This window comes from Coprococcus sp. LG101-27 (assembly GCF_027695515.1).
GTDB lineage: Bacteria > Bacillota > Clostridia > Lachnospirales > Lachnospiraceae > Allocoprococcus > Allocoprococcus comes.
Genome location: NZ_JAQEUJ010000066.1, coordinates 1 through 519 on the forward strand (window position 1 = coordinate 1; position 519 = coordinate 519).

The 519-nt window shown below is 38.7% G+C and carries 1 protein-coding gene; it reads left to right on the forward strand.

What is annotated here, in order from left to right; translation table 11 throughout:
* A partial coding sequence (locus tag PG766_RS16875; RefSeq protein WP_270591409.1) for a restriction endonuclease subunit S occupies positions 1–519 on the forward strand: 519 nt, incomplete at both ends.

Genomic DNA, 519 nt, shown 5'->3' on the forward strand with positions numbered 1-519 from the left:
TTGGGAACAGCGTAAGCTTGGCGATATCACCACAAAAATTGGAAGTGGGAAAACGCCTAAAGGCGGAGCAGCTGCATATAAAGATGATGGAATTGCGTTGATACGATCTCAGAATGTAAATGGAGATCGCGTTGATTTATCTGATGTAGTTTTTATTGATGAACAAACAGATGAGGATATGAAAAATTCCAGGGTTTTAAAAGGAGATGTCCTTTTGAATATTACCGGTGCTTCAATAGGAAGAAGTGCTGTATTTACAAGGGAGTTGCGAGCCAATGTTAATCAGCATGTCTGCATTATTCGTACTAAAGGTTCGGATGCATCTCCGGAATTTATCCAGTTGAATATCATTTCTTCCAATGGTCAGAATCAGATTGATTCATTTCAAGCTGGTGGTGGTAGAGAAGGATTAAATTTTCATCAGATAGGAAAAATGGAATTTTTATATCCAGGAATTGAAGAGCAACAGAAGATTGGACAATATTTTGCCAACCTCGACCACCTCATCACTCTTCACCA